The sequence below is a fragment of the Opitutia bacterium genome, assembly GCA_016217545.1.
Classification (GTDB): domain Bacteria; phylum Verrucomicrobiota; class Verrucomicrobiia; order Opitutales; family Opitutaceae; genus Didemnitutus.
Genome location: JACRHT010000017.1, coordinates 238,843 through 262,319, shown reverse-complemented (window position 1 = coordinate 262,319; position 23,477 = coordinate 238,843). Strand labels below are relative to the sequence as shown.

Genomic DNA, 23,477 nt, shown 5'->3' with positions numbered 1-23,477 from the left:
CTGCTGCGCTCCTGCTGATGAACTTCCGGCCGGCCCTCCTCGTCCTGAGTTTCGCGCTCGGCGCTGTCCTGCACGGCGCCACAGCGCCTGCGCGCGAGGCATCTCCCACCGCCGGACTCGACTGGCCGGTCCTCGGATCGGTCGAGCCGCGTGCGGCGAAGGACATTTCCGCGGCCTCGTTCTGGTCGATCGGCGCGGAGACTTACGACCGCAACTTCATCGACTACGAAAAAATCCGCGATTACGTCGGCCCGCTCGGGGCGAAGCACATGCGGGTGCAGAGCGGATGGTTTCGCTGCGAACCGCGGCCCGGCACCTACGAGTGGGCGTGGCTCGATCGGATGATCGATCACGCCGTCGCGCAAGGCGTGCGACCGTGGTTACAGATCAGCTATGGCAACCCGGCCTATCCCGGCGGCGGCGATCGCGACCTCGCGGGCGGGTTGCCGACTTCGCCGGAGGCGCTCGCGGCGTGGGATCGGTGGGTGCAGGCGCTCGTGACGCGGTATCAGGATCGCGTTTTCGAGTGGGAAATCTGGAACGAGCCGGACCTGAACCGCACCGGCGGCGCCAAAACTGCCGCCTACCTCGATCTCTTCGTGCGCACCGCAACCATCGTGCGCGCCGTGCAGCCGCGCAGCCAGATCTGGGCGCTCGGGCTCTCGAGCAAGATCGACTACGTCGATGAGTTTCTCGCCGGTCTCAAGGCCCGCGGCGGCTTGCCCCTGATCGATGCGATCACGATCCACGGTTACCCGCGCAATCCCGACGACACAACCAACCTCGATCAGCTCCGCGCCGTGATCGACAAGCATGGTGCGACGATCGCGGTGCGGCAGGGCGAGACGGGTGCGCCGTCGCAATTCCAGGACCGCGCGGCGCTGAAGAACATCCAGTGGACCGAAAATCTTCAGGCGAAGTGGAACCTGCGGCGCATGCTCGCCCACCGCGGACGCGATGTGCCGATGAATCTGTTCGCGCTGTCCGACATGACTTACCGGCCGGCGGCCGGTGGCGTTTATGTGAACCACAAGGGCCTGCTGGCGACGAATCGCGACCACAGCGTGGCCTACCTGAAGCCTGCATACCGCGCCGCGCAGGCGGTCTACTCGATTTTCGACGACACGCTCGAGCGCATCGCCACGTTCCCACACACATCCACGGCACTGCGCGACGTCGCGCTCTTCGGGTATCGGCGCGCGAGCGACGGTGCGACGGCGGTGACGTATTGGTTTTGCGACGCCGCGCCCAGCGAGTCCAACGGCGTGGATCGCATCCAGCTGACGTTGCCCGCAGCCCGCTTTACCGAGCCTGTGCTCGTCGATCTTCGCACCGCGACGGTGCATGCGATTCCCGGCGTCGACTGGTCGTCGGATGAAAAGGGCGGCACGGTTTTCCGCGCCCTTCCGGTCTACGATTCGCCGCTGGTGATCATCGAGCGCGCCGCGCTGCCGCCGCGGTCGCGCGCGCCATGAAGCTTCGCAGGCTGGCTGGTGTCATCGCCGGCCTCGCCGTGGCGACCGTGAGTGCCGGCGCTGAGCCGACGATTCGGGATGTCGCGTATTTGCCGGCCGAGCGCACGGAGAAACTGGATGTGTGGCTGCCCGATGCGCGCGTGCCGCGGCCGCTGCCGGCGGTGCTGTTGATCCACGGCGGCGGCTGGCGCAGCGGAGACAAGGCGGCGCCCGGCTACCGGGAAATCGCGACCGAGTGCGTGGCGCGCGGCTATGCGGTGTTTTCGATCAACTATCGCCTGAACGACTCGGTGCAGGAAGCGGACGGCAAGGTTCGCCACACGCGCTCGGTCTGGCCGCAGAATTACGAGGATTGCGAAGCGGCGTTGCGCTGGGTGCGCACCGAGGGCGCGCGGCTTCACCAGATTGACCCGAATCGGGTGGCCGTGATGGGCGGCTCGGCGGGCGGGCAACTCGCGATGCTGCTCGGCGCGCAGCACGCGGTCGAGGTGCGCGCGATCGTCAGCCTTTACGGATTTGGTCGCATCGACAGAAAATGGCTGGCGGCTTTCGCGGGGCGCGATGAGACGGAGACGGCGGCGCGGGCGCAGGCCGCTTCGCCGGTGGGCTATTTCGGTCCGACATCGCCGCCGCTGTGGTTCGCGCACGGCACAGGCGACGTGACCGTGCCCGTCGCGCACGCGCGATGGTTTGCGAGCGAGCTCGAACAACGTCGCGCACGCTACGTCTACGTCGAGGTCGCCGGCGCGCCGCACGGGTTTTTCCTGCAGACGGCGCTGACGGATATTCGCCCGGCGCTGTTCGCGTTTCTCGAGCGACAACTGGCGCCGACGCCGTAGCGCGGCGCTCAGCGCGCGGTGACCGGAGTGTCCAAGGACGACTTGATGCGGCGGACTTCCGCGTCGTTCAGCGGATAACGCGCCGCGAGGATGAGGCTGCCGAGGAGGAACAGTGCCGGCACACCGGCGAAAGCGAGGCGGATGGTGAGGAGCGCGGATTCGTCCTGCGCGCCGCCGCGGGCGACGTCGAAGCCCGACAGGTCGAGCACGAAGCCGGAGGCGAGCATCGCGAGCGTCAGCGCGGTTTTCTCGAGCCAGCAAGCGACGGACGCATACATGCCTTCGCGGCGGAGGCCGGTGCGGTGTTCGTCGTAGTCGGCGACGTCGGCTTTCATCGGGTCCACGAGCACCCAGAAGCCGGAAAAACTCGGCGCGAGCAGCAGCATCGAGAGGTATTGCAGCCACGGATATTCGCGGTTGAAGAAGAAAAATTCGCTGATCGAGGCGAGCACGCCGCAGCCGATGCACCAGCGGATGACCCGCAACTTGCCGTAGCGCGTGGCGAGCGACGACACGATCGGCACGGCGATCATGCCGGTGACGGCGTAGAGCGTTTGCGCACGCGCGTGCATCGCGGCGCCGGCGACGGTATCGCCGCCGAAAACGTAGTAGCTGTTGACGTAGATGCCGAGGTTGCCGACGAGCGTGGTGCCGATCAGCAGGCCGAGGACGATGCCGACGAGATAGAGAAAGGGGCGGTTCTGGAACGTGAGGCGGAGATTCTCGCGTGCGGGGACCTTTTTCTGGGCGACCATGCGCGCGGCGTAGCGTTCGCGCGTGAGGAGCATTGCGGGAAGGCCGAGAACGAGAAAGAGCCCGCCGATGATCCAGCCGAGTGTGCGCATGCCGTCGACCGTGCTCTTGAACACCGGCAGCTGCGCGACGGCGAAGACCCACGGGATGATGAAAAATGTGAGCTTCGAAACGACCGCGCGCACGGCGTGGATGCGCACCCGCTCGTTGGAATCCGTGCTGAGTTCGAAGCCGAGGGTGAGATAGGGCACCGCGTAGACGGCGAACGCGGTGTAGAACACGAGGGTCGTGACGAGAAAATAGCCGAACATCGCCGGCTTGCTCCACTCGGGCGGCACGAGCCAGATGATGGGGAAGGTGAGTGCGCACAACACGGCGCCGACGGCGATGAACGGTCGGCGGCGGCCCCACTTGGAGCGGGAGTTGTCGCTGACGTGCCCGACGACGGGGTCCATGAAGCCGTCCCAGAGCCGCGCGATGGCGAGCACGATGCCGACGAGCGTTGGGCTGAGTCCGAGCGTGATGTTGTAGATCGGGTAGGCGATCGTGTTGAGGCCGGACGCGCCGAAGTTGAAAGGCAGCTGGCCGCACGCGAAACCGATGCGTTCGCGCCAGGTGGTTTGCGGCGCGGCGGGAGCGACTTGAGCCGGCGGAGTTTCGCTCGCAGGGGAAACAGGTGTCATTGGGGGCGGTGGGGCGGACGAGGGTCCGGCGATGGTGACCGCGGGAGCATGCAAGGGCAGCGCAAGGTGATGCAAGGCGTTGCGCGCGCCGCGCAGGTTGTGACGGCGCAAAAGAAAACTCCGGGCGTGGCCGCCCGGAGTTGGATGAACCGCGAGATTCGAAACCGAAGCGGGAATCAGCGCGGCACGATTTGGAAACCGGAGATGCCGGTGCGGACGCCGCATGTGGCGGAGATCCGGAAGGTGCGGTCGGTGAGGCCGCGGAAGACGACGAACTCGTTGCCGTCGACGGCGGCGGTCGTGTTCGGCGCGGTGGATTCGTTGTAGCTGGCATCCCACACGCGGTTGTCGTCGCGGATGCATTTCGTCTCGCTGGTGACCCACGCGGTGCCGTTCCAGAGCTGGAGGTTGACTGTCATCGTGGCGGGCACGGATTCGAGCGGCGTGCGGCCGCCCCAATAAACGTAGACGTCGTAGGTGGCGTATTCGGTGGGAACCTGCGCGACGGTGGCGCTCACGGTGCTGTTATTGGAGTGACCGCGCTGGCCGCGCATCATTTTGGCGTCGTCGTCCATCGGCGCGGCGAGCATGCCGGTGTTGTTGGTGTAACCGTAGTTTGTGTTGCCGAACGTGACATCGGCGGTCGTGGCGGCGCCGAGCGAGTCGACGAGGTCGGTCAGCGCGCTGCTCGAGGCGGCGTTGTTCCAGTTCAGGGCGGGCACTGCGCCGACCACGTCGGTGGCGGCGAGCGAGTTCGTGGTGCCGTCCGAGATGTTCACGCTGATCGCGTTCGCCGTCCATGTGCTGCTGTAGCCCTTGGTCGTGCCCCAGGTGGCGTTGTCGTAGGCATTGACCGGCGAGCCGCGCCAAGTGTCGGAGCGCGCGACGTATTGCGGGTTCGTGCCGGTGGCGAGGCTGTAGGTGGCGGTGTTGTTGTTCGTGACGGTGCCGCCGGTGAAGAACGTCGTGGTGTTGTCGTTGCGCGAGACGATGCTGTCCTCGATGGTCAGCGCCGCGCCGGCTTCGAGGTAGATCGAGCCGCCGGAGTCGAAGGTGGAGTTGCGGATCGTGGCCTGTGCATTGATGCGCAGCCAGACGAGGTTCGGACTGCTCGTGCCGCCGGAGCCGCCGGTGGCGGCGCCTTCGACGCCGTTTGCGCCGAGGCAGTTTTGCAACACGACGCCGGTGGTGCCCCAGATGCGATACTGGCGGAAATTACCGGCGGCGACGCAGTCGATCATCGTGAGGTTGTCGGCCTTGTCGTCGAAGCCGCCGTCGTTGTTGTCGTAGGACTGGCAGCGGATGCGGAGGATGTTGTAGTGGCCGCGTTCGGTGGAGAAGCCGTCGCCGTTCCAGTAGTCGCCGCTCGACTGGTTGTAGCCGTTGTTGCGCGCCACGCAGTCGATGAACGTGATGTCGTGGATGATCGGCAGGCTGCCGGCCTCGTCCTCGCAGAAGAAGCCGTTGGGCGTGTTCTTCGCCCAGTAGTCGAGGTTGCCGCCAGTGCAGTCGGCCGAGCAGTTCTGGAATGCGACGAAGCTCGAGTAGTCGCCGATGCGGAAGGCTTTCTTCGTGTAGCGGATCACGTGGCAGTTTCGGACGAGGACGTTGTTGCAGTTGCGAATGCGGATCGCGTCCTCGACGGAGTCGAAGCTCAGATTTTCGAACGTGATGTGATCGCGCAGCGTATCGGTCGTGCCGATCTTGGGCATGTCGATCACCCAACCGTGCTCGATGAAGCTGAGGTTTTTCACCGTGATGTAGCTCATCGCGCCGCTGCCGAAGCTGAGGAAGTTCGACGAGGCGTTGTTGTGGTTGTCGAAGGTGCCGTCGAACAGCGGGAGGCCCGCGCCGGTATCGACGCCTTGGACGACCACGGGCGCGCTGGACGTGCCGCTCTTCGTCATCGTGACGGTGCCGCCGAGCGAGTAGGTGCCGCTGCCGAGATTCACGGTGTGGCCGGAGCTGAGGGAGTTGAACACGGCCTGCAGCTCGGTTTCGCCGAAGGCATTGGCCCAGTTGGAGCCGTTGTGGGCGCCGGCGCCGGTGGGCGTGATGTAGTGGTTCGGGCCAGCGTTGGCGGCGATCACCTGGATCGCGACGCGACGGACGGTGACGGCGCCGGAATTGTCGGTCGCGATGCACTCGGCGGTGAACGTGCCGAGGGCGGTGTAGGTGTGCGACGGATTCTGCGCGGTCGACGAGCCGCCGTCGCCGAAGGTCCACGCATACGAGGCGATCGTGCCGTCGCTGTCGGTGGCGGAAGCGGTGAAGTTGACCGTCAGCGGCGTCATGCCGGAAGCGTAAGGCCCGGCGGCGATCGTCATGATCGGAGCGATGTTGGGCGTGCCGCTCGCCTGATAATAACCGCGCTCGGGGCTGGTGTAGGTCTGGCTGTCGAAGGCGTTGGCGGGTGAGCCGGTCCAGGTGCGCGCCGGTGCGGCGTAGTTTGGATTGGCATCCGGGCCGGTGCTCGGCGTGTAGCGGATGGTGCGGTTGAGGAGCACGCCGGTGTTGGTCATCGCGCCGCTGGCGAAGACGCCGTCGACGGAGAGAATGGAGTCGTTGAGCGCGACCTGGGCGCCGGCTTCCACGTAGACCTGCTCATCGGTGGCGTTGAAGAACGTCGACTGGCTGACGCTGACGCTGTCGCCTGCCGAAACCCAGAGGCCGTGCGCGGGGTAGGCGTCGCCCCACGAGGCGTTGTAGGCGGAGAGACAGTTCGTCATCACGCCGTTCGAACCCCAGATGCGGAAGCCGCGTTTGTTGCCGAGGGCGACGCAATCGCGGTAGTTCGCGCTCCGGGCCTTGTCGTCGAAGCCGCCGTCGTGGTTGTCGAACGCCCGGCAGCGGAGGTAGGTGTAGTTGTAGTTGTTGCCTTCGGTGCTGAAGCCGTCGCCGTTCCAATAGGCGACGGGTTGCGAGGACATGCGGTTGTTCTTCGCCGTGCAGTCGGTGAACGTGTTGTCGTGATTACCCGAGCTGGAATCGGAGAAGAAGCCGGTGGGGTAGGCTTCAGTGGGGAACGCGTCGTTGCCGCCATTGGCATCGGCGGTGCAGTTTTCGAAGCTCGTGTTGTTCACCGCGCCGGCGAGGCGGAAACCCTTTTTCGTGTGCCGGATGATGTCGCAGTTTTTCACGACGCAGTTGGTCCAGTTGATCATCGCGATGCCGTCGCGCACCGTGTCGGCGTCGATGTTGTCGAGCGTGAGGTTCGAGTAGCTGGCGATGCTGTTGGCGGTGACGGCCTGCAGGTAGCGCGAAATGCGGAGGTCCTTCACGACCCAGTAGGCGACGTGTCCGTCCTCGATCGTGGAGAAGCGGATGCAATACGCGCTGCCGCCCGATGCGGCGGGCGTCGTTTCGTTCCAATTGCCCTGCATGAGCGGCAGGCCGGAGCCGGTGTCGACGCCGATGATCGATTTCGGGCTTCCGCTCGTGCCGCTCGACGAGAGCACGAAGGAGGGATTCGTGTAGGTGCCACTGCCGAGATAGAGAATATCTCCGGGCGTCAGCGCGGCGACGGCGGTGGCGAGTTGGGCCTGCGAGTAAGCGTTGGCCCAACTGCCGCCGGTCATCGTTCCCGCGCCCGAGGGCGTGGCGTAATACGGCGTGGCAAAGACCGAGGTCAGCAAAGTGAGCAGGCAAGTGCTCACGAGCGCGCAATGCGCGAACAGTCGTTTCGACGTGATCATGGGGGGTATGCGTTGAGCACGCTACAGCCAGCGTGCGCGGTGCCCTTGTGTGCGGGACGGCAAGCGACGCTACCGAACGCGGGTGCAATTCGTTGCATCCCGTCACGACTGGGGAAAACACCGAGGCGGCGAGCGGTGATGCACCGTGCCCAGCGTAATGGCTTGCCCGGCGGACGGCGCTCGTTTTGTTGGCCGCGATGTCTGGCGCGCCTGCTAACCCCGGCCCACGTGATGCGGCTCAACTCTCGATGGACGCGGTCGCGGCTGCGGCCGGTGTAGCGACCAGCACCGTCTCGCGCGCGCTCAAGGGCGATCCGCGCATCAGCGCGGCGACGCGGGAACGCATCCAAAAAATCGCCGAGCGCATGGGCTACCGTCCGAATCCGCTCGTGTCGGCGCTCATGGTGCATTTGCGGCACGGACATCCGCCCGCGGCGCGATGCAATCTGGCGTGGCTCGATTTTTTCCCGCAGCCGGAGGACTGGCAGCACGATCCCGTGCATCGCGCGTTCTGGACGGGCGCGGCGGCGCGGGCCGAGGCGTTGGGTTACTCGATCAGCCGTATTCGTGCGACGGGCAAACCGGCGGTGAGTCTCGCCCGCTCCCTGCGCAATCGCGGCATCCAGGGCGTGCTGCTGCCGGAGTTCGCCGCGAGTGGCGGGTGGGCGACGAGCATTCCGCTGCCGCTCGAGCAGTTCACCATCGTCAGCGTGGGCACGCGGTTCGAGCGGCCTTCGTTGCACTACTCGAGCGACGACCAATACGAGTGCGGCCGCCTTGCGGTGCAACGGCTGTGGCAGATGGGCTACCGTCGCATCGGCTACGTCGGCGAGACGCGCGTGGAGCGCATCGTGAACGGCCGCTTTCTCGCCGGCTATTTTTCCACGCTGCAAAGCGAACTCGGTGGCGTGGCGCTGCCGCCGTTGCTGACCGAGCGCGACGAGGAAGTGATCCCGTGGCTGCGTCGCGTCGCGCCGCAGGGGATCATCACGGCGAATCGCCGCCTATTAAACGTGATTCGGCGCCACGGCGTGCGCGTGCCCGAGGACGTCGCACTCGCGCACCTGAACGTGGACGATGTGGAAAACGCGGCGCCCGGTGACGTCGCCGGCGTGCGACAGGACAACGCCGGCGTCGGCAGCAACGCGGTCGAGCTGCTCGTCAATTTGCTCTATCAAAACGAGGTCGGCGTGCCCGAGCACCCGAAAGGACTGCAGGTGCACGGGGCGTGGGTCGACGGCGCGACGGCACGCCCGCTAGCCAGTGCGTGAGGAGCGTGTCGCCTACGCGGCGGGCGCGGCGACGCCCTTCTCTTCGAAGTAGGTCATTCCCATCAACTCGTCGGCAATCGCGGCGATCTGCGTGCGCATGATGGCGGGCGAATACAGGCTGCGATGATCGGCCAGGCCGTGCGTGACCATGAGACGCGCGATGCCTTCGTTCGCGGCGGACAGGGCGTCGAGTGCTTCCTGGACATTGAAGCGGCCGGGCGAGGTCGGCGCGGGCGGCCAGCGGGCGTCACTGACGTAGGCGGTCGTGATTTGCCGCATCACGGTGCGGAACTCGGCGTCGCGGCGCATTTCGTCGATGCGCAGCGTGGCGGCGATTGCCTTCAAACCCTCGTGCATGCTGCGGCAGACCGGATCGAGCAGCCGCGCGTGCGGCGTGTTGGCCCAGGCTTTCGCGGTGCCGCCGTGCCAGGCGCAGCCGTTCTCGATGCTCTCGAAACCGCGACCGGGGATGGCGGCGTAGGTCGCGACAGCTTCGCGCGGCGTGATCAGGCGGAAATCGAGTTCGCGCGCGATCCGCAGGACATTGCGGAAGCGCGTGACGCTGTCGGGTGCCGGTTCGAAGAAACGCGCGAGACCGAATTGCTTCACGTAGAAATACGCGGTGGTGCCGACATATTCGGCGTCCTCGGCGTAAGGGAGCAGGAAACCGTTTCCTCCGGGGATCCGATCGCGCCAGCGCGCGAGTGTCGCGCGGACCTCGTCGGCGCTGATCGGCTGCTCGCGATTTCCCTCGGTCGCGCCCATGAGATACCAGAGGAGAATGTTGCACATCATGTCCGAGCGCAGGATCACGCGCAGGCCGTTCGAGAGCAGGTTGGGGCGAATGAGGGTCTCGAGCACTTCGGGGCGCCGGGCGATCTCGGCCTCAATTTTGAACAGGGCATTCTTGTTGCTGTGGCCGCGAACGTCGAAGCGCAGGCCGGTCGCCTCGCGCAGGCCCGGCACGCTGGACAACAGGTAGGAATCGGCGTCACCGATGAGCGTCTCGTAACCAGCCGCGCGGAAAATCTCGGGAATGAAGCCCGCCCAGCTGCACTCGGGATTCCAACCGGTGACGGGCCGGACGCCGGTGAGGCGTTCCCACGTGTCGAGCCCTTCGCGCAACGACTCGAGGCCGATCTCGGGGTCGATGTTCGCGAGCATGATGTGCGTGTGTGGCGAGCCGACGGGTTCGATGCGACCCTCCTTGATGCCGGCCTTGAGCTGATCGAGCACTTGCGGCGCGGCGGCGGCGATGATCTCGAGCGTCTCGCCGGAGGCCTCGAACGCGAGCGGCGCGTCCATCTCGGCGGAGAGCGCGAAGAGCGGACCGTAGGTTTGCGCTGCGACCCAGCCGCGTTTTTCGGGGCGGAGTTGCGAGTATTGGAGATTGCCGTGCGGCAGGAAAATGACGCCAGGTTTGGGCTGACTGGTGGGGCGTTGGGTGGGGGCCATGTGGGAGCACGCACTAAGCGCAGACGCACTCCAGCGATGCGAGGCCCCGACCTGCGCAAAGCCTTGCGCAAGCCGCTGCGACGACTTGCGCCCGGCCGCGAGATCACTCGCCCAGCACCCGCGTGCCGTGCGGATTGTCGATCGCGATGAGCCAGGTGCCGTCCGCCTGACGTCGCAGGACGTCGCTGGAGTTGCCGCCGAGTTCGACGGTTTGCCCATCCGGAGCGGTCCCGCGCAGGGACCACCGGGAGTGATAGAGTGCAACGTCTCCGTCGGAGAAGATTTGCTGGCGATGCGTCGTGAGGCACGGCTTGAGCGCGAGCAATTCGGCCAGGGCGGCGCGAACGGCGGCGCGTCCGTGCACGACCTTGCCCGGTTCTGGAACGAAGACGGCATCGGCCGTGTAGAGTGAAGCCGCCTGATCGAGATCGGCGGCATTGAGCGCGTGGACGAGACGCTGAACGGTGGCGTCGGGGGATTTTTGATTCATGCCCGGGCAACGTAGCGCAGCGCGCTGACAGCGTGCTGTCAGGAGATCGGAGCGCGCGGTGCGCGCATCGGCGTGCAACGCCTTGCACCAACATTCGCTAGTCGACGCCGCGCGCGCTGGCGTAGCTGACCACCGCCGGATGCGCCGCTGCGTGCGTGCGCATCCGAACCCCTAACCCCACCTCTCGATGCACACGCTCCTCCCGACGTTCCTTCGTCGCGCGCTGGCCGGCTCTGCCTTTGTTGCCGCTGCGCTCTCGGCTTTCGCCGGTCAAAATTATTACGCCACCCCGGCTGGTGCCGGTGCCCAGGATGGCACCTCGTGGACGAACGCCTGGCCGCAGGCGCAAATCCAGACTGCCGTCAACGGTCTCGGCGCGGGTGACACGCTGAATCTCGGCAGCGGCACCTACACGATCACCTCGCTCGTCATCAACAGCAGCGGCGAGCCGGGCAATCCGAAGAGCATCGTCGGTGTCGACACCGGTGGCGGCCGACCGCTCTTCCAAGGCAGCTTCAACATCGCGAACGATGCGGGTGGCGCGCGTTTCATCCATTTTCCCGGCGCGGCGCATCACTGGGCGTTCCGCAATCTCGCGTTCCGCAATCACCCCTGGGTGATCAACATGAGCCTCGTCGCCTCGGGCAACGACACGCTGCGCTCCAACCTCGTGTTCGACACGCTCTCGTTCGACACGATCGAGGACGCCATCCGCCTCTACAACGTCAACCACGTCGAGGTCGTGAACTGCACCGCGATCCGCTACACGAAAAAGGCGTTCCGCGTCGGCGACCACACGAGCTTCATCACCTTCCGTGCGACCTCCGCGGACTGCACCGGCGGCGATCCGGCGTTCGTCGCGAAAGCGATCCCGGTCGGCTTCGGCGGCGACGACACCGACGGTCTGCCGATCATCCACGACGTCGACTTCATCGACTGCATCTCGTCCAACAACGGCTATCCGCAGGGCGGCAGCAACTATTGGAACGGCGACGGCTTCTCCACCGAGCGCGGCACCTACAACGTCCGCTTCATCCGCTGCCAGGCCTTCGATAACAACGACGGCGGCTTCGACAACAAGGCGACCGACGTGCTCTACCAGGATTGCATTTCGGTCGGCAACTCGCGCGGCTACCGCCACTGGGCCGGCGGCGGGCAGATGGTGAATTGCCTCGCGGCCTTCAACGTGAAGCGCGGCGGCACCGGCGGCGCTTACGGCGTCTGGGTGAGCGGCAACGGCGGTGCACTCAACGTGGATTATTCCACCTTTCACGGTCTCGGCACCGCACTCTCCGTCGATAGCGGCGGCATCCTTTCGGCGAGCAACTCGATCCTCTCCGCCGAAGGGGCGATCACCAGCTTCGTCAGCGGTTCGGCCACGCTCAATCAGACGGTCATGTGGAGCGAGAGCACCGGCATCGATCCCGACTACATCGATCGTGATCCTCTCTGGCGCGGCGTGCCGGCCAACGCGATGGACAGTCAGCTCTACGGCCTCACCAAGGGCTACAGCAGCGCGCGCGTCGACACTACGCCCAACGCCGCGCCGACGCTCGCGATCGCGGCCAGCGTCACCAGCGGTCTCGTGCCGTTGACGGTTGCTTTCACCGCCGACGCGGCCGACAGCGACTGCACCCTCGTCGGCTACGCGTGGACGTTCGGCGATGGCCAGTCGTCCGCGTTGCAGAATCCCACGGTCACCTATTATGCGCCCGGCACCTTCACCGCCACGTGTGTGGTGACGGACAATCGCGGTGCGAAGACCACGCAAACCATCACGATCAACGCGTCGATGCCGACCACACCGGTCGCGATGCGCATCGAGTCGGGCAGCTCCACTGCTTACACGGATGGCCTCGGTCACGTATGGGCGGCGGACTTCGGCTTCACCGGCGGCGGCATGGCCGATCGCGGCGCCATCGAAATCGCCGGCACCAACGACGACCGTCTCTACCAGACCGAGCGCTGGGGCGTGACCGGCTACTCGCTCATTGTGGCCAACGGCCTCTACGAGGTGCGCCTGCATTTCGCGGAGACTTTCTCCGGCGTCACCGCGGCGGGCCAGCGCGTGTTCAGCGTGACGGCGGAAGGCACCGCGCCCGCCGGTTGGACCAACATCGACATCTTCGGCGAAGCCGGTGGTCGCGACATTGCGCTCGTGAAGTCCGGCATTGTCGCCGTGACCGACAACTACCTCGATCTGTCCTTCGCGGCGTCCGTCAACAACACGCTCATCAACGCGATTGAGATTTTCCCGGTCGCGGGCGGCGATCTGCCGCCGGTGCCGCCGGCGGGGTTGAGCTTCAGCGACGCGACGACGAGTTCGTTCACCGTCAGCTGGGCGCCCGCGACCGACGATGTCGGCGTCGTCAGCTATGATGTTCTCCGTGACGGCGTGCTCGTCGGCTCGACGACGGGCCTCAGCCTGCCTGTCACGGGCCTCGATCCCTATACGACCTATCGCATCAACGTGCGGGCGCGCGACACCGCGGGCAACGGTTCCGCGCTGAGCGCACCGCTCTACGCCCGCACGCTCGATGACGGCACGACGGGCGCAGAGATCATCATCGACAATCTTGCGCCGTTGCGCGTGGCGTTCACGGGCGAGTGGCAGACCGGCACGACCTCGAACACTTACTACGGCCCGAACTACCACCATGACGGCAACGCCGGGAAAGGCGCGAAGAGCGCCCGTTTCATTCCCGACTTTCCTGCGGGCGCGACCTACAGCGTCTACGTTCGCTGGCCCGCCGGCGCGAACCGCGCAAACAATGTCCCGATCGACGTCATCCACGCGAGCGGCACCACGACGAAATCCTTCAACCAGCGCGTGAGCGACGGCGTCTGGGTGCTCCACGGCACCTACGCCTTCTCCGCCGGCACCGGCGGCAGCCTGCTCATCCGCACCACCGGCACCAACGGCTTCGTCATCGCCGACGCCGTGCGCTTCGTGCGCGAGGCGGCCGACACTACCGCACCGTCCGCGCCGGCCAGCCTCGCGGCAACCAGCGTGACGAGCACCGCGTTCACCCTCACGTGGACGGGCGCGACCGACAACGTCGGCATCACCGGCTACGACGTGTTCCGCGATGGCGTGCAAATCGGCACCGCCACGAGCACCAGCTTGCCCGTCACCGGCCTCACGCCCTACACGAATTACTCGATGACGGTTCGCGCGCGCGATGCCGCCGGCAACGTCTCGGCGCTCAGCGCACCGCTCGTCGTGCGCACGCTCGATGACGATGGCGGCACGGGTGGGGCGGAGATCATTCTCGATAACACATCGGCCGTCGGCGTGACGATCACCGGCGACTGGATCTCGGCCACGACGGCTGCCGGTTATTACGGCACGAATTACCTGCAGGACGGCAATGTCGACAAGGGCACGAAGAGCGTGCGCTACACGCCGGACATTCCCGTCGCTGCCGACTACACGGTCTATCTCCGCTGGACCGCGGGGTCCAACCGCGCGAGCAACGTGCCCGTCGACGTGATCCACGCTGGCGGCACCGCGACCAGCGTCGTCAACCAGCGGGTCAACGGCGGCGCGTGGATTTCTCTCGGCGTCCGCAGCTTCGCGGCCGGCACCGGCGGCAGCGTGCTCATCCGCACGACCGATACGAACGGCTTCGTCATTGCTGACGCTGTGCGCTTCGTGCGCGTCGCGGCCGGCAGCGATACGACGGCGCCGTCCGTGCCGGCGGACTTGTCCGCCTCCGCCGTCGGTGAAAACGCCTTCACGCTTTCGTGGACGGCCTCGACCGACAACGTCGGCGTCACGGGCTACGAGGTCTTCATCGACGGAGTTTCACGCGGCACCGTTACCGCGGCGACCGCCAGCGTCAGCGGCCTGACGGCGAACACCACCTACAGCGCCACCGTGCGCGCGCGGGACGCTGCCGGCAACTGGTCCGAGGCCAGCAGTCCGCTCAGCGTAACGACTGCCGGCAGCGCCGCCGACACGGTCGCGCCCAGCTCGCCGGCCGGGCTCGTCGCCAGCGGTGTGACCGCGACCTCGTTCACGCTTTCATGGCCGGCTTCGACCGACAACGTCGGCGTCACCGGCTACGAAGTGTTTCGCGACGGGGTGTCGCTCGGCGCGCCCGCGTCGACGAGCTTCAGCGTCACCGGTCTCGCACCGAGCACGGCCTACGCGATGACCGTGCGCGCTCGCGACGCCGCCGGCAATTGGTCGGCGCCGAGCGCGACGTTGAACGTGACCACCGCCGCGTCTCCGGGTGGCGGGACCACGGTGAACGGCCGCGTCATCAGCGTGAATCTCAGCGATGGCACGAACTCACTCGCGCCGGAGGAAATCGCCGGCGCCGTGGCTGCGCCGAACTGGAACAATTCCATCGCGGCGAATCAGCCCGTCACCAACGCCCCCGATGATCTCGGCAGCGCGACGACGGCGGATGTGACGTTCACGAATGCCAGCTTCACTTACCTCAACGCGACCGCCGGCACTTCGCCCGACGCGAAGATGATGCGCAGCCAGCGCGGCCTCAGCAACGGCAGCACGATGACGGCGACCACCGCCCAAGTGCCCTACGCTCGCTACGACGTCTACGTTTATTGGGGCGGTCGCACGACGCAGGAATCCGTTCCCGCCACCATGACGCTGAACTTCCAGAAGTGGAACGGCACCGCGTGGGTCACGGCCGAGACCAAATACATTCGCGATACGAATCGCACCTGGAGCGGCACCTACGTGGAGTCCACGGCAGCCAGCGCCGCGGAGGCGGTCGATGGCCAGGACTACGTCGTGTTCCGCGGTGTCACGGACGCCACGTTCCGCGTTTCGGCGACACTGGGCTCGCGAGCCGGCATCAGCGGATTCCAGATCGTCGAACAAGTGCCGGTGCAGACGGGCGCCGTGCCGGTCATCACGAGTGCGACGGCGATGTCCGGTGAGTTCGGCGCGCCGTTCAGCTACACGATCACCGCGACGGAAAGCGCCACCGCGTTCGGCGCGACCGGTCTGCCGGCTGGGCTGAGCATCGACGCGGCCACGGGTGTCATTGCGGGTGTTCCCAGTGTTGCGGGCACCTTCGATGTCGCGTTGTCGGCGACGAACGCCACCGGCACCGGCGTTGCGGTGCTCACGCTCACGATCGAGCGCGCGCCGCAAACGATCACCTTCGCGGCTCCGGCCGCGAAAACGTTTGGCGACGCACCCTTCGCGTTGGGCGCGACCTCGAGTGCCGGCCTGCCGGTCACGTATGCCGTCGCGAGCGGTCCGGGCAGTGTTGACGGTGACGTGCTGACGATCACGGGCGCAGGCTCCATCGTCGTCGTCGCCAGTCAGGCGGGTGACACGACTCACCTGCCGGCGACGCCGGTGGAAGTGACGATCGTCGTCGCACGTGCGGAGCAGCTCATCAGCATCGATTCGCCCGAGGAGAAGACGTTCGGTGACGCGCCGTTTGTCGTGAACGCGTCGGCGAACTCGGGTTTGCCTGTCACGCTCGCGATCGAAAGCGGCCCGGCCACGCTCAACGACTCCACGGTGACGATTCTCGGCGCCGGCGTCGTGGTGCTCACGGCGACGCAGGTCGGCAACGATAACTTCCTGCCCGCGGAGTCGGTCGAGTTCTCCATTCAGGTTTCGCCGGCCGGCCAGGTCCTCGTTGTCTCGTCGCCCGGAGCAAAAGTTTACGGCGACGCGCCGTTTGCGTTGTCGGGCGCGGCCAGCTCGGGCTTGCCCGTCAGCTACGCCGTGGTGAGCGGGCCGGCGTCGGTCGCGGGCAATCTCGTGACGCTGCTCGGTGCAGGAACGGTCGTCGTGTCGGCGGAGCAGCCGGGCAACGCCAACTACTTCGCCGCGGAGCCGGTCACGTTGTCGTTCGAAGTCGCGAAAGCGGCGCAGACGATCACGTTCCCCAATCCGGGTGCGAAAACCTTCGGCGACGCGCCGTTCGCGTTGGGGGCGACGTCGAGTTCCGGACTCGCGATCTCGTATGCGGTTGTGAGTGGTCCTGCGACGCTCGCTGGCCACACGGTCACGCTCACGGGCGCTGGCACGGTGACCCTCAGCGCGGCGCAGGGCGGCGACGCCAACCACCTGCCGGCACCGAGCGAAACCGTCTCGTTCGCCGTCGCCAAGGCCGGCGCGACGATCACCCTCGCAGGCTTGTGGCAGCTCTACGACGGCGCGCCGAAGACGGCGACCATCGTCACCACGCCCGCCGACCTGAAAGTCACGATCACTTACGCCGGCAGCGCGACGCCGCCGGTTTATCCCGGAACGTATGCGGTCGAGGCGACGGTCGATGAAGCGAACTACAGCGGGTCCGTCACCGGCACGCTCGTGATCGCCTCGGGCATCACGGTGCGGCACGCACCGACGCTCAACGGCACCGTCGACGGCTCACTGCAAGTGCTCACCGCGGAATCGATCACCTTGAACGGCTCCGCGGTCGTCACCGGCGATCTGCTCGTTCCCGGCACGCCTGCGGTGCGGCTGAATGGTCAACCCGTCTTCGGCGGCACCGTGGACGCGACCGGGCAGGCCGGCGCGACGGCTTTCACCGTCACGCTGAACGGTGGCTCGAAGCTGCGGCACCTCGTGCGCCGCGTCGATGCCGCGACGCTGCCGGTCGTGACGGCACCGTCCGCGCCGGCCGGCACGCGCGACGTCGTGTTGAACAACGCGACGCAGGACGCCGGCGATTTTGCCACGTTGCGCAATCTCACGCTCAACGGCAACGCGGGCACGCGCACGATTCCGCCGGGCGTCTACGGCTCGTTCACCGCCAACGGCTCGTCCGGCTTCGTGCTCGGTGTGGCCGGCTCCACGACGCCCGCCGTCTATCAGCTGCAAAGCCTCACGCTGAACGGCAACAGCCGCGTGCAGATCGTGGGCCCGGTCGTTCTCGTTCTCGCCAATGGCACGACGATCAACGGGGAATGCGGCGTGGAGGGCGCGCCGGAACTGCTCTGGCTGCAGATCGCCTCGGGCGGCCTGACACTCAACGGTGGCGCCCGCTTCCATGGCTTCGTCGAGGCGCCGGCCGGCACCCTGACCGTGAACGGCAACACGACGCTGCACGGCGGCGTGGCCGTGGATCGTCTGGTCGTGAACGGCGGCGCGCTTCTTCGCGGTCCGGAGCAGGACTGATTCGCGGCGCCACGCGCGCTTCGTTTGATTTCCGCGCCCGCCTCTGCCGAGGTGGGCGCGTTTTTTTTGAGCCGCGCAGAAGTTGGCCATTTCGGTGGAGCGCGGTGACCGCAACGCGCTCGGAGCGGATTGAGGTCAATCCGCTCCACCTTCCGGCGTGACGCGCGCGGGAGCTTCGCAATCACGGATGTCGTGAGTGGCTGCGCATCCGGAAGGCGCCGCTGGGGCCAGCGGCGCCCACCCGCGCTACCGTGCGACGGCGTCGTGCATCCGGGTAGGGCGAGCCGTCCCGACGAGCCGCGGCTCACCGAGGACGGTTCGCCCTACCGTTTGCCGGATGCGCGAGATTCGACACAACTCCAGGCTGGTCGTTCGTGGCGGCTATGATCGGTGGCTGCCAGCGCGAGGCGCGCCATGGCGTCAATTCGGGACAAGCCTTATCAAGTGGGGCGATAGACGAAATTCGCGGCGTTAGTGTAGCATCGCCGCCATTGCTGAGCGTTCGGTCAATCGAGGCCAAACGCGTTGTGTCACCCCCTTCGTTCTTCTCTCGCCTCCCCGGTTCGCGGCCGCCTGATCCACGTGATCGACCCCTGCTACCGACGGCTCGGCGGAGTGGTGCAGTCCCTAACCCCACACCGTAGTCATGATCCCGAGAACAATCCCCGGTCGTGTTTCGGCGCGAGCCATCCCGCGCCTCTCGCTCACCGCCTTCGCGCTTTCGCTGGCCTCCTCCGGCCTCTGGGCCCAAGAGGCAGCGCCCGCTGAAAAGAAGGCCGAAGACATCACCGTCCTGTCGCCTTTCGTCGTCAGCTCCAAGCAAGTGCAGGGCTACGTGGCCACGACCACGCTCGCCGGCAACGGTCTGCGCACGGAACTGTCGGACGTCGGTTCGGCGGTGAGCGTCGTCACCGCGAAGTTCCTCGAGGACACCGGTTCGACGAACCTGCGCGATGTGCTGGTCTACACCACCGGCACCGAAGTCACCGGGCTCGGCGGCAACTTCTCCGGCGCGGGCTTCGGCACGGAGCAGTTTCGCGAGGCCGGTCTCTCCAACCGCACCGGCACGCGTGTGCGCGGACTCGCAGAGGCGACGCAGGCGCGGAATTTTTTCCGCTCCATCATTCCGACCGACTCCTACAACACCGATCGCATCGACATCAATCGCGGCGCCAACGCGCTGCTCTTCGGCGTCGGCAGTCCGGCGGGCATCATCAACTACTCGACGACCGAGGCCTTGATCGGCGAGACGTCGGGCAAGGTCGATTTGCGCGCGGGGTCGTTCGGCAGTTACCGCGTGAGCGCGAACTACAATCAGACGCTGGCTGACGATCAGTTCGCGGTGCGTGTCGCCGCCTTGCAGGACGACGAGAAGTTCAAGCAGGAGCCGGCGTTCAACGAGGATCGCCGGTTGTTTGCCGCCATCGGCTTCAGTCCGAAGGCGCTAAAGCGCGGTGCGTTCAGCGGCACCACGCTGCGCGCGAATTTTGAGACGGGCGAGATCGACGCCAACAATCCCCGCACGCTGCCGCCGCAGGATCGCATCAGCAGCTGGTTCGAGCCTTACGCGGAGTGGGTGGCCGCCGGCATCCCGGCGAAACCGACCTGGAATGCGCATCAGCCGCTCGGCGCGACGCCGCGCGGGTTGGGCGTGGCGCAGAACATCAATCGCGGACCGACGATCATTTTCCCGGATCACACCAGCGCCGATCCGCGCGATCCGGTCGGCACGGTCAACGGCACGCCGGTCGCGGGCCGTCCGTTCGTTTCGACGCGCTACTATTTTCCAGGCGTCGGCCTGGTGGGCACGGCGGCGCATCTCGCGCCGACGCGATTGGGCGCCGGGTTGTTGAGCGCCGGTTATCCGGACGCGGAGTTCTACGCGCAGCCTACGATCGCCGATCCAAGCATCTTCGATTTCTACAATCAGCTGCTCGATGGTCCCAACAAGGAGGAGAAATCGAAGTTCGAGGCGGCGAGCATTTCGCTCGAGCAACTGATGTTCCGCAAGAAGCTCGGCCTCCAGTTCGCTTACGACGACCAGAGCTACCAGGAGACCCTGATGGCGATGATCCCGGACGACGCGCAATACATCTCGATCGACATCAACACCGTCATGTGGGACGGCACACCCAACCCCAATTTCGGCCGTCCCTACGTGGGCACGGCGGGCTCGGCGGGATACTCCAAGGAGGACATCACGACGTATCGCGCCCGCGTGTTCTACGATTTCGATTTTGCGGAGCACGACAGCCGCGCTCCGTGGCTGCGCTGGCTCGGTCGCCACGTCGTTTCCGGTCTCTACCAGAAGGAAACCTACGACCGGGATACGCGTTCGGGCGCGCCCTACACGGTCCTCGACAACTGGCCGAACGGTAACAACCAGAACCGCGCCGCGGATGTCGGCAAGCTGGTGGGCACGTTGAACTACCTCGGACCCTCCCTCGCATCGGCGTCCACGACGCGCGGCGCAGGCATCCCGCGCATCATGGCGAACCGCCTGGATTTTCCGGCGACGATCGCGAACTACCTACTCCTCACGCGCTCCGTCGCACCCAGCAACGCGACCGCGCCGCAGGCGCAATACGCGGTGCGCTACGACAACTTCGACGTCATCCGCGCCGACGAGGAGTTGACCGAGACGGCGAGCGGCGCGCTGAAGGCGCGGCGAGTGCTCGAGTCGCGGGCGTTCTCGCTGCAGAGCTTCCTGCTCGACAGTCACATCGTCGGCACCATCGGCTGGCGCAACGAGCGCTCGGAGATCAAGCGCGTCTCCGCTCCGGTCAACCCGGTCGAGTCGAACCGTCTCGTGAACAGCCCGCTGTATTCAATCGATGCGCCTGGCGCCGCGGTGCAGCGCTTTGAAAGCACGCCGCGCGCGTGGAGCGTGGTGGCCAAGACGCCGGCCAAGTGGGTCCGGCGCGTGCCCGGCTTGAGCAGCTTCAACGTGTTCTATGGCGAATCGCAGAACTTCGATCCGCCGGAATCGACCGTGCTGAACGTCTTCGGCGACGAGATCGCGCCGGCCTCGGGACAGACGACCGATTTCGGTTTCATGCTATCGGCCTGGTCCGATCGCGTGACGTTGCGGACGACGTGGTATGAGACCAACCAGATCAACGTCCGCAACTCGTCGCTCTCGACCGCGATCGGCGGCATCATGAACCGCCACACGAAAGCGTTCGACGCCGTGACCAACGGCTACGAACCCGATTCGAACGGCGATCATTTCCCCGACGGCTACGTCGCGCCGCCGCAGGTGTTCCTCGATCAATGGAAGATCGTGACCTCCGGCAATACGATCACGGTCAGCAACCCTGGCCACATCGACACTAGCGATTACGTGACCAAGGGCGTAGAACTCGAACTCGCGGTGAAGCCTTACGCCGGTTGGTCGGTGCTTCTCAACGTCACCAAGCAGGAGGCCTCCCGCAGCAACAGCGGCGCCGCGCTGCGCGAGTTGCTGTTCAACACGCCGACATCGACCGGTCGCACGCTGGCGGAGGAGTGGAGCAACGACAACGCGCGCAGCATCGCGCTCAACGCCGGCATCACGACGCCCACGCAGGGCGGCACGCTCGCCAACGAGTTCCTGCGCTACATCCTCAACCCGCTCAACAGCGTGTTGCTGGCGGATGGCGGCCCCGCGCAAGAGTTGCGGAAATGGCGCGCCAACGCGGTGCTCGCTTACGATTTCACGCACGGCGCGCTGCGCGGTGTCGGCGCCGGCGTCGGCGCGCGCTGGCAGGACAAGGTTGCGATCGGCTATCCGGTCGTCACCTACGAGGCCGATGGTCTGCCGAGCGACGGCGTCGACGAAGACACGGATTTCCGCGGCTACGACGTGCGGAATCCCTTCCTCGGCGACGACGAACTCAATTGGGACTTCTGGGTCTCCTATTCGCGCCCCATCCTCAAGGAACGCATCCACTGGAAGGTGCAGTTGAACGTGCGCAACGCCTTTGCGGGCGATCATCTGATTCCGATTGCCGCCAATCCCAATGGCCAAGTCGCGGTCAGCCGCATCGGCGCTCCGATGGAGTGGACGATCTCGTCGACGTTCGCGTTCTGACCTGCATCGATCTCGTTCGCTCGCGGATCGTGACGCCCTGTTCGGTTCACGATCCTCGCGGGATTTGCCCGTCTCAGCCGGAAGCGCGGCGGCGGGCCCTCGATGAAAATGCGCCTGCCGCACGCGGAGCGGCTCGTGCCGCGCGGACCGCGTGACGATCACTCACACTCCCTCGGCGGCTCGCGTGTCGCGGAAGCGGATTGCAACGAATTGCGCACCTCAGCGGTGGAAGAGCCCGAGGCGGTCGCGCACACCAGCGAGGCGCACCTGTTCTTCCCCGCGCGTTACCCCCGAAATAATCCCCGCTCGCGGGCCGCGCTGCGGCACGCTTCCCCGCATGATGTCCGGTGCATTCTCTCTCCCTTTGGCCGTGGCGCTCGAGCCGGCGGCGAGCTGGCTGATCGCGTTTCTGGTGGTCATCGCTCTGAGCCTGACTGCGCGGATCAACGTGGGGTGGCTCGCGATCGCGTTTGCGGGGATCGTGGGCGTCGGCTGGGGAAGCTTGAAACCCGCCGCCGTGCTCGGGTCGTTTCCGGCGTCGTTGTTCGTCACGCTGCTCGGCGTGACGCTGCTCTTTGGCGTGGCCGAGAAAAACGGTGCGCTCGCGGTGGGCACGACGGTGTTTGTGCGGGCGTTCGGCGGCGTCGCGGCGTTGCTGCCGCCGGCGTTTTTTCTCCTCGCAGCCATCGTGTCCGCGGCCGGTCCGGGCGCGGTGGCGGCCACCGCTCTGGTCGCGCCGCTGGCGATGACGGCGGGTGCGGCGGCGCGGGTGCCGCCGGTGCTGATGGCGTTGCTGGTGGCGAACGGTGCCAACGCCGGCTCGCTTTCGCCGTTCAGCGCCGTGGGCGTGATCGTGCAGACTCAGTTTGTGAAGGCCGGCATTCCGATCGAAGGCTGGCGCGTGTTCCTGCCAAATTTCGTGGCGCACACGATCATGGCGGCGCTGGCATATCTGTTCTTCGGCGGGTTGAAGCTCTCGCGGCAACGCGCGGAGATCGCGGCCGGTGAGGCCGTGACGTTTGGCCGCGCGCAGATCGTCACGATCGTGGTCACGGTCGCGTGGATCGGGGCGGTGGTGTTGGGTTGGGCAGACTTGGGCCTCGCGGCGTTTGTGGCGGCTTCGCTGCTGATTCTCGTCGGCGCGGTGGACGATGCGGCGGCGACGAAAGCGGTGCCGTGGTCCGTGCTGGTGATGGTGTGCGGCGTCAGCTTGCTGGTGGAGATCGGTCAACGCATGGGCGGCCTGCGGCTCTTCACAACCGGCCTGGCCCAACTCGCGACGCCCGGTTCAGTGAACGGCGTCATGGCGTTCGTGACCGGCTTGGTCTCGACCTACAGCTCGACGTCGGGCGTCGTCTATCCGGCCTTTCTGCCGATGGTGCCGGGGCTGATCGGTGAATTGGGCGGCGGCGATCCGGTCGCGGTGGGACTGAGCATCAATGTCGGGGCGGCGCTGGTCGATGTGTCGCCGTTGTCGACGCTCGGGGCGTTGTGCATCGCGGCGGGCGTCGCGCGCGGCGCGGACGGCAAGGCGATGTTTCGCACGCTGCTGCTGTGGGGATTCGCGATGACGCTCGTTGGAGCCGTTTTCTGCCAGCTCTTCATCGGCTGGTTCGTCTGAACG

10 protein-coding genes are annotated in these 23,477 nt (G+C 66.4%); 6 read left to right on the top strand and 4 right to left on the bottom strand.

The window, feature by feature from the left end; genetic code table 11:
- Window positions 1-17 precede the first annotated feature (17 nt).
- Both HZA32_17055 and HZA32_17050 read left to right on the top strand, forming a co-directional pair.
- Complete coding sequence (locus HZA32_17055) at window positions 18-1,475, top strand: beta-galactosidase (GenBank protein ID MBI5425787.1); 1,458 nt, start codon at window positions 18-20, stop codon at window positions 1,473-1,475.
- Entirely contained in the window at window positions 1,472-2,314 is an 843-nt protein-coding gene (locus tag HZA32_17050) for an alpha/beta hydrolase (GenBank protein ID MBI5425786.1), read from the top strand. Before HZA32_17055 ends, HZA32_17050 begins: the two co-directional genes overlap by 4 nt.
- 8 nt (window positions 2,315-2,322) lie before the next feature.
- On the opposite strand, the gene HZA32_17045 is transcribed toward HZA32_17050, so the two are convergent.
- Entirely contained in the window at window positions 2,323-3,750 is a 1,428-nt protein-coding gene (locus HZA32_17045) for an MFS transporter (GenBank protein MBI5425785.1), read from the bottom strand.
- A gap of 176 nt (window positions 3,751-3,926) precedes the next feature.
- Window positions 3,927-6,680 (bottom strand): PKD domain-containing protein, encoded by a 2,754-nt coding sequence (locus HZA32_17040; protein ID MBI5425784.1) that lies wholly within the window; start codon window positions 6,678-6,680, stop codon window positions 3,927-3,929.
- A 1,013-nt stretch (window positions 6,681-7,693) separates the two neighbouring features.
- Between HZA32_17040 and HZA32_17035 the strand changes: the two genes are divergently transcribed.
- Window positions 7,694-8,716 carry a LacI family DNA-binding transcriptional regulator gene (locus HZA32_17035; protein ID MBI5425783.1) on the top strand — a complete coding sequence of 341 codons (1,023 nt, stop codon included), beginning with the start codon at window positions 7,694-7,696 and terminating at the stop codon, window positions 8,714-8,716.
- Window positions 8,717-8,728: 12 nt separating this feature from the next.
- On the opposite strand, the gene HZA32_17030 is transcribed toward HZA32_17035, so the two are convergent.
- Both HZA32_17030 and HZA32_17025 read right to left on the bottom strand, forming a co-directional pair.
- On the bottom strand, window positions 8,729-10,171 hold the full coding sequence (locus HZA32_17030) for a glycoside hydrolase family 57 (GenBank protein ID MBI5425782.1): 1,443 nt from the start codon (window positions 10,169-10,171) through the stop codon (window positions 8,729-8,731).
- Window positions 10,172-10,274: 103 nt separating this feature from the next.
- Window positions 10,275-10,661 carry an SgcJ/EcaC family oxidoreductase gene (locus tag HZA32_17025; protein ID MBI5425781.1) on the bottom strand — a complete coding sequence of 129 codons (387 nt, stop codon included), beginning with the start codon at window positions 10,659-10,661 and terminating at the stop codon, window positions 10,275-10,277.
- Window positions 10,662-10,848: 187 nt separating this feature from the next.
- Here HZA32_17025 and HZA32_17020 point away from each other — a divergent pair, with 187 nt between their 5' ends.
- The 3 genes from HZA32_17020 (at window position 10,849) to HZA32_17010 (ending at window position 23,474) form a co-directional block, all read left to right on the top strand.
- Window positions 10,849-17,781, top strand: coding sequence for a fibronectin type III domain-containing protein (locus HZA32_17020; protein ID MBI5425780.1), 6,933 nt, complete (start codon window positions 10,849-10,851; stop codon window positions 17,779-17,781).
- A gap of 646 nt (window positions 17,782-18,427) precedes the next feature.
- Window positions 18,428-21,853 (top strand): TonB-dependent receptor plug domain-containing protein, encoded by a 3,426-nt coding sequence (locus tag HZA32_17015; GenBank protein ID MBI5425779.1) that lies wholly within the window; start codon window positions 18,428-18,430, stop codon window positions 21,851-21,853.
- 370 nt (window positions 21,854-22,223) lie between these two features.
- On the top strand, window positions 22,224-23,474 hold the full coding sequence (locus HZA32_17010; protein MBI5425778.1) for a C4-dicarboxylate ABC transporter: 1,251 nt from the start codon (window positions 22,224-22,226) through the stop codon (window positions 23,472-23,474).
- Window positions 23,475-23,477 lie beyond the last annotated feature (3 nt).